Annotated in this window: 9 protein-coding genes; 6 read left to right on the forward strand and 3 right to left on the reverse strand. The window is 38.3% G+C overall.

Annotation, left to right across the window (positions count from 1 at the left end; translation table 11 throughout):
* The 3 genes from AACU94_RS24215 to AACU94_RS24225 form a co-directional block, all read left to right on the forward strand.
* Positions 1 to 202: hypothetical protein (locus AACU94_RS24215; protein WP_205713080.1), on the forward strand; the 202-nt coding region annotated here is incomplete at its 5' end.
* A 225-nt stretch (positions 203 to 427) separates the two neighbouring features.
* Positions 428 to 610, forward strand: coding sequence for a type II toxin-antitoxin system HicA family toxin (locus AACU94_RS24220; RefSeq protein WP_000833471.1), 183 nt, complete (start codon positions 428 to 430; stop codon positions 608 to 610).
* Between the two features lie 24 nt (positions 611 to 634).
* Positions 635 to 1,072, forward strand: a complete 438-nt coding sequence (locus tag AACU94_RS24225; RefSeq protein ID WP_000466317.1) for a type II toxin-antitoxin system HicB family antitoxin — start codon at positions 635 to 637, stop codon at positions 1,070 to 1,072.
* A 28-nt stretch (positions 1,073 to 1,100) separates the two neighbouring features.
* On the opposite strand, the gene AACU94_RS24230 is transcribed toward AACU94_RS24225, so the two are convergent.
* The 3 genes from AACU94_RS24230 to AACU94_RS24240 are packed head-to-tail and all read right to left on the reverse strand — an operon-like array spanning position 1,101 to position 2,980.
* Positions 1,101 to 1,805 (reverse strand): hypothetical protein, encoded by a 705-nt coding sequence (locus AACU94_RS24230; RefSeq protein WP_080171974.1) that lies wholly within the window; start codon positions 1,803 to 1,805, stop codon positions 1,101 to 1,103.
* Entirely contained in the window at positions 1,802 to 2,563 is a 762-nt protein-coding gene (locus AACU94_RS24235; protein ID WP_001097937.1) for a nucleotide-binding protein, read from the reverse strand. The genes AACU94_RS24230 and AACU94_RS24235 overlap by 4 nt, the downstream gene beginning before the upstream one ends.
* 9 nt (positions 2,564 to 2,572) lie before the next feature.
* Complete coding sequence (locus AACU94_RS24240) at positions 2,573 to 2,980, reverse strand: hypothetical protein (protein ID WP_001190619.1); 408 nt, start codon at positions 2,978 to 2,980, stop codon at positions 2,573 to 2,575.
* A 345-nt stretch (positions 2,981 to 3,325) separates the two neighbouring features.
* On the opposite strand from AACU94_RS24240, the gene AACU94_RS24245 reads away from it, so the two are divergent.
* The 3 genes from AACU94_RS24245 to AACU94_RS24255 form a co-directional block, all read left to right on the forward strand.
* On the forward strand, positions 3,326 to 3,661 hold the full coding sequence (locus tag AACU94_RS24245; protein ID WP_135488413.1) for a DUF6290 family protein: 336 nt from the start codon (positions 3,326 to 3,328) through the stop codon (positions 3,659 to 3,661).
* Positions 3,658 to 5,271, forward strand: coding sequence for a relaxase/mobilization nuclease domain-containing protein (locus AACU94_RS24250; RefSeq protein ID WP_240726391.1), 1,614 nt, complete (start codon positions 3,658 to 3,660; stop codon positions 5,269 to 5,271). Before AACU94_RS24245 ends, AACU94_RS24250 begins: the two co-directional genes overlap by 4 nt.
* On the forward strand, positions 5,213 to 6,274 hold a 1,062-nt coding region (locus tag AACU94_RS24255; RefSeq protein ID WP_339379204.1), incomplete at its 3' end, for an LPD7 domain-containing protein. The genes AACU94_RS24250 and AACU94_RS24255, both read left to right, overlap by 59 nt.

The following is a 6,274-nucleotide window of genomic DNA, read 5'->3' on the forward strand; positions in this document are numbered from 1 at the left end:
TAGGTACATTGGGGACAGCTGTGGCAGCCTGTTACCCAATGACAAATGTATCTTTGGAGATTTTCAAATGTCAGTGTGCGAAATGATAGAGCTTGCCAACCGGATTGTAAACGGGGAACAAGTCAAAACCCCAGCAATAGAAGCATGGATTATTAGCGAAATCATTTGGTGGGCGCATAACCGGGATAATGCTTTAGTTTGATGTGAAGGGGGGAGATTATTCCTCCCCCCCTTTTTTATTGTGTATTAATACACACCATTTATTTTTTTAACCGCTCGCCGCAGCCGAACGACCGAGCGTAGCGAGTTAGTGGCGAGGAAGCGGAATTTTTTCAATGTTGCATAGAGCAGTTACGCACGAATTAATCTTCTTTTTTGCTTTTGTGTGTATATGTGTGTATAATTAGTGGCAGGTTAGGGAGGACATATGAAATCTGCTGACCTGTTGAAAGAGCTGATAGCTGCTGGTTGTGAGTTGAAGCGGCATAAGGCGAGCAGCCACCAGATATGGTGGTCGCCCATAACAGGAAAAACTTTTCCTGTGCCCCATCCGAAAAAAGACTTGCCACTGGGTACTGTCAGATCGATCAGAAAAATGGCGGGGATTTAATCCCCGCCGACTTTGGAGGTAATCATGTTTTTTTCTGTGGGTGTCGAAACACCGAAAGATGACCATACGGCATATGGTATAACCGTTCCGGCTTTTGATCGTTTTGATTTTGGCTGTGTCTCTGCTGCCGATACTCAATCAGAAATTCCTGTGATGGCGCGAGAAGCGATATTGGCTATCGTGGAAGAAATGGTTTTAAGTGGTTCTTATTCTGTTGATGATATTCATGATGACGGCTGTTTAACATATGCCGCAAATCAGGACTATAGTCACTGCGATAGCTGGTTTGTAATTGATGTTGATTTGTCTGAAATTGAAGGTAAACAACAACGTATTAATATTGCGTTGCCTGATGTGTTGATTCGTCGTATTGATGGATTTGTCAGAGAAAGTGGCGGTGTTTACAGAGATCGTAGCCATTTTCTTGCTCAGGCCGCGCGGCATGAACTTTCATATAAATGAAAAATCCCCGCTTGATGCGGGGATTTTTTTACCTACTGCGGCTTTCCAGTGCATTTAACTTAGCGGTTGCAATTTTTTGCTGTTCTTTAGGTAGTAGAGAGATCGTTTCTTTTGTTAGTTTTTGCATATCCATGTAGCCGGATGCATAGAACTGTAGCGCCTGTTCTTTCTGTGATTGCGCAACATACCAGAACGCACCAGAAAAAGCGGCTGAAATTCCAATGGTGCAGGCTACACATAATGCTATTGCTGTACTTTTACTAAATGGCTTTGTGTTTTTTGAAAATTCAGCAATGCTCTTTTTGTAAGAGTTGTTTAGCTCCTCCTGGTTTTTTCTTAGTAAGGATATAATATCTATTATTTCATTGTTTAATTTTTCCTTCGCTAAGACTGCTGTCTCATTGATTTCATTTTTGCCATGCTCTATGGCTTCTTTTATTTCGTTATCAAGATCACCACAAGTATCTACAATTTTTCTGAATCGCTGAATATTTTCTTCTTCTAATGAACTTAATACACTCTTGAATGCATCAGCTAAAGTGGTGAAATCATCTTTTAATAAATCAGATTGTCTCTTTTGAATTTTTTCATGGAGAAATAGCAGGGATAGTACAGGATCATCTTTTGATATTCTTACCCCTGTTTTCTTGAAAACATCAACAACAAAATCATTTATCTGATCTTCTGCTTCATGAACAGCCCTTTCGGGCTGTTGTAATTCAATATCACTCATGCATTGGCCTCTACACTTTCAGGGTCATAGATTGCATCAAGCTGTACATATACATCGTTAAAAACACGCTTGAGGCGGGATTTAGCCATTAATCCAAACTCTTTCGATTCAAGCGCCTCAGTCAGTGTCATTGAATTGGCTGTTAATTTTTTTATGTCAGTATCAAAAGCATCGCTTTTGCGATCTTTGATCAATATTGCGCCAGCAATAACGTCTTTATTTTTTTCAAAAAAGTTTGTTTCAGTTATATGCTTCCCTGAAAGTATCGGTTCGCCCTGGAACTCATTAATCCATACGATTATTTTAACTTTCGTACCTTTTACAAGTTTAACGATATTTTCAAAACCTTCTATTGTGTCCGCTTGTGCCTGACCACCAACAATAATAGTATGGATATAAACATCCTGTTCAACTTCATTGAACATATCCATTACACAGTTATCATCGAAATACTGAAGTAATGGCAAGAACGTAGAAGCACCATTATCAATAACGAAATTAATGTTTCCGCCTTCAAGAATAGATTCAAACATGCTATCAAATTTTGATTGCACAATGTTGTTATTTTCTACAATCTTGATAATTTCAGCATTAAGGCGTTTTACTTTTGCTGTAGTTGTGTTTACCGGGTCTGTATCCGCGACAACAACATTTTCAAGTTTTTTTTCATCAATAAAATATTGAGACAGTATTGATGTGGCAAAAGATTTACCTACACCGCCTTTACCTTGCAATATAAAATTGATTGAAGTATTCATGTTTCATCCTTATTTGTATTTGTCTTCAAATTTTGCCATTGTTGCCGAAGCATCATATTCCAGTTTTCTCTCTTTTTCTCTTTGAGAGAAAAAACCTTTTATCGCTGGTTCTTTTGTTGTTTGAGTCGATTTGTCACCTTGAGGCGGCAACTTGTTTGCAACTCCAGATTCGTTATTTTTCTTTTCCTGTGACAAGCGTTTCTTTTTTGCTCGTTCAACCATATTTCTATAAGCACGTACAGCCAGCGTCGAATCAGTATTCTGATTTATATATGTGCATATCTGTTCCCAGGTATATGTTTTCTTGGCTTCAAGTATCTCTTGAAGGTACAGATTAAATGCAGCTTGTTTTGATTTTAGTTTTTCATTTCTTATCGCTTCACAAAGTGGTGATAAGAACGCGTCGATGCTTTGCATATGTTACCCTCTATATATTTACCTCCCAATATGACAAAACTATCCCTAAATTGCAATGTGTGTGTCCTTATGTATGACATTGTGTGTGTCATTTTGTGTGTTGTCAAGGTTTTTTGTGTGCTTTTGTGTGTGTTCTTTTGTGTGCCATTATGTGTGTCTGTGGTGCTATTGTGTGTGTCGTTTTGTGTGTCTAGTCTGAATCGTTTTCTAAAACACAGGCACGACACCGATGTATACACGCCATTTCATGGCCTGTATAATCGTCGTGCCAAAGGGGATGCCCCTTTGAAACCCCGAACGGTTGCACCGTTCAGGAAGTTCTACGAACTTTAAGGTAAAGGCGTTATGGCGATAGAAAGAAAAAACGTTATATCAATCCGGTTAACCGATGAAGAATACCAGCCGTTCAAGGAGCTGCTGGAGCATACAGACATTGGCAAATCCGAGTTTTTTCGCGCACTGATTCTGAATCGTATTAGTGAATTGCCAGTGAAGCCAAAGCCAACGACAGATTACAAGCGTTGTCTTTTTCTTATGAACAAAACAAGCAATAATCTTAATCAGATTGCACATCGTTTAAATCTGGATCATAACAAGGGAATTATATCATCTTCATTGTATGAAAGGGCGCTCAATACCTTGATAAATATCCGTGATTTATTGCAGAGCGCACTAAAATGATAATACGCTATGGCGGTGGCAATCATGGTATTGCAGAATACCTTGAAAATGGAAGAAAAGCGGAGCGTGAGTATACCCGTGATGAACTTGACCATAGATTTATCATTGACGGCGATCTGGCTACAACAAATAAAATAATTGAATCAATAGAAGATAAAGGGCAGGAGCGATACCTGCATATCACATTATCATTTGCAGAAAATGAAATATCAGAAGAAACACTGAAAAACGTGACTTCTGATTTCAGGAAGATGCTCATGAATGCCTATCATACAGATGAGTATTCTTTTTATGCAGAAGCCCATCTTCCAAAAATTAAAAATATTGTTGATAACAAAACTGGTGAACTTGTGGAGCGTAAACCACATATTCACATTGTCATTCCAAGAACAAATCTTGTCACAGGGAACTCATTAAATCCGCCAGGAGATCTGACAAATCTCAAAACTCAGACTCAACTTGACTCTGTTCAGGAATATCTTAACAACAAATATAACCTGATAAGCCCAAAGGATTCCGTTCGTGTAAGTGATGAAAACTATGCAAACGTGCTGTCACGAGTAAAAGGCGATTTATACCGTGAACGGAACAATGAAGTAAAAAAGGAAGTCTTCTCCAGAGTTACAAATGAAAATATTAACTCGACGGATGCATTCAAAAATTTATTAATGCAATATGGTGATGTAAAAATTCGCAATGAGGGGAAGACTAATCAATACTTTGCTGTGCGCCTTAAAGATGACAAAAAATATACTAATTTTAAAAACCCATTATTTAGTTCATCTTTCATAGAAAAACGTGAACTACCTTTAGTAAAGCCGACCCCAGCACAGATTAACAATAACGTTAGTACCTGGCTTGATAAAACCAGTCACGAAATAAAACATATTTATTCAAAATCGAGTAAAACGCGTGAGCACTATAAGGCGCTTAGTGAGCCGGAAAAGAAAAGTTTCCTAAAAAACAGGATTGATGACTATGACAAAAAATACAAACTTAACACAAAAAATTCTGAAAGAACGCAAGGACGGTCTTGTGGTAACAAGTTCAGTATTGAATCAACTTCCAGATTCAGTAGAACTAAAACAAGAGTCGGCGTGCCACGTTTGCCCCAACGCGGTTTGGTTTACGGAATCCACGGGAGAGGAAAACCGCCCGAATCTGTCCGTATTTTGCAGGATAATGAACAGCGTAATCTGGCAAACAGAATGGAAAACAGATCGCATTCTGATTCAGCAATGCGACGGAATGCTGATCGACGATTCTCAGAACGAGGAATAAAAAATATCGGTATATCAACGCCATTACATGAAGCATTATTTCAGAAGTTAAATAATGATGCAGAACGTAATGACTTAAGCACAATGGCAGAAATCAGAAAGGAAATTGATCCTGAGCGTTTTCTTTCTGCGACTGCACGTGAATTTAATGTTGTACCTGGAGAACATGCAATCAGTAAAGCAAAAGATGGTTCTCCACGTTTTGCAGTTGGCAACAGAAATCTTAATGCGTCTGATTTTTTAACTAAATATATTAATTTATCATGGTCTGATGCAAAAAGTTTCTTACTTAAAACATATGGAGAACAACTGTCTGAAAAAAACGTTTGAGCCGGTAGCAATAATAAGAAAACTGAGTTATGAAGAATCCAGAGAAAGATTTTCTTCCTTTAAAAAAACAGACATTTCTTTAAGGAATATTATTCGTGCAGAAAAGAAAAATATGTATAATGAATTGCGCGAAATGCGGCAACAAATTTATTCTTTACCTAAAGAAAATCGTGATGTAGCTAAAGGTGTTTTAGTTTATAAGAAAATAACCACTCTTGAACGACTGGATGATATGTATGCTGCGGGACGTAGTTTTATCAACCAGTATCATAAAGACTGGAATGAGGATAAAAATGCTATGAAAGCAATTGATAAACTCAAAAATTATCTTAATAAAGAAAATGAAAACAGCATTTCTGGGGCGGAAATAGAGCTATCACTGGAAAAAGCTGTTCAGGCACAAAAGCGATTGCAGGAACTGCAACAAACAAATACCAGGTTGAAAGATCTTGTAATGGATAAACAAGAAACCAAGATTGTTTATCGTGACCAAAAAACAGAGTCCCCCGTATTTACTGATAAGGGTGATTTTGTTGTTGCCGGAAAGAATCCTTCTAAAGAAGAGATCGGCATCATGCTGGAGTATTCGAAAGAGAAGTTTGGCGGTGTGCTCAAACTTACCGGAAGCGAAGAGTTTAAGAAAGAATGTGCTCTTGTAGCGGCAGAACGGGATATGAATATTATTCTGCGCCCTGAGAAATACCAACAGATGCTGCTGGAGCATAAAGCGGAGCTTGAGTCTAAAGCAATGCAGCAGACTGAACAGGAATCCCAGCAACAAACCCAGGTTGATAATGAAATCAGCAAAGCAGATGTTCATCAGAACCAGGCGCCAGCGGAAGAGGCTAAACAAGAAATTTATCTGGTCAGCCATACAAACGTACACGAACAGAACGAAGGGGTCATTTTCTATTCAAAAGAGGCTGCTTACAGCTACTTTGAAGAAGACAAGAAAATGGCAATCGAGAAATACGAAGCGAACCCACATTTGGGAAATGGATTT

Source organism: Escherichia sp. E4702 (genome assembly GCF_963883545.1).
GTDB lineage: Bacteria > Pseudomonadota > Gammaproteobacteria > Enterobacterales > Enterobacteriaceae > Escherichia.

Excerpts from the sequence above, each read along its gene's own strand:
- AACU94_RS24235 (WP_001097937.1), bottom strand. The coding sequence starts at position 2,563 with ATGAATACTTCAATCAATTTTATATTGCAAGGTAAAGGCGGTGTAGGT.
- AACU94_RS24220 (WP_000833471.1), top strand. The coding sequence starts at position 428 with ATGAAATCTGCTGACCTGTTGAAAGAGCTGATAGCTGCTGGTTGTGAG.
- AACU94_RS24250 (WP_240726391.1), top strand. The coding sequence starts at position 3,658 with ATGATAATACGCTATGGCGGTGGCAATCATGGTATTGCAGAATACCTT.
- AACU94_RS24245 (WP_135488413.1), top strand. The coding sequence starts at position 3,326 with ATGGCGATAGAAAGAAAAAACGTTATATCAATCCGGTTAACCGATGAA.
- AACU94_RS24240 (WP_001190619.1), bottom strand. The coding sequence starts at position 2,980 with ATGCAAAGCATCGACGCGTTCTTATCACCACTTTGTGAAGCGATAAGA.
- AACU94_RS24230 (WP_080171974.1), bottom strand. The coding sequence starts at position 1,805 with ATGAGTGATATTGAATTACAACAGCCCGAAAGGGCTGTTCATGAAGCA.
- AACU94_RS24225 (WP_000466317.1), top strand. The coding sequence starts at position 635 with ATGTTTTTTTCTGTGGGTGTCGAAACACCGAAAGATGACCATACGGCA.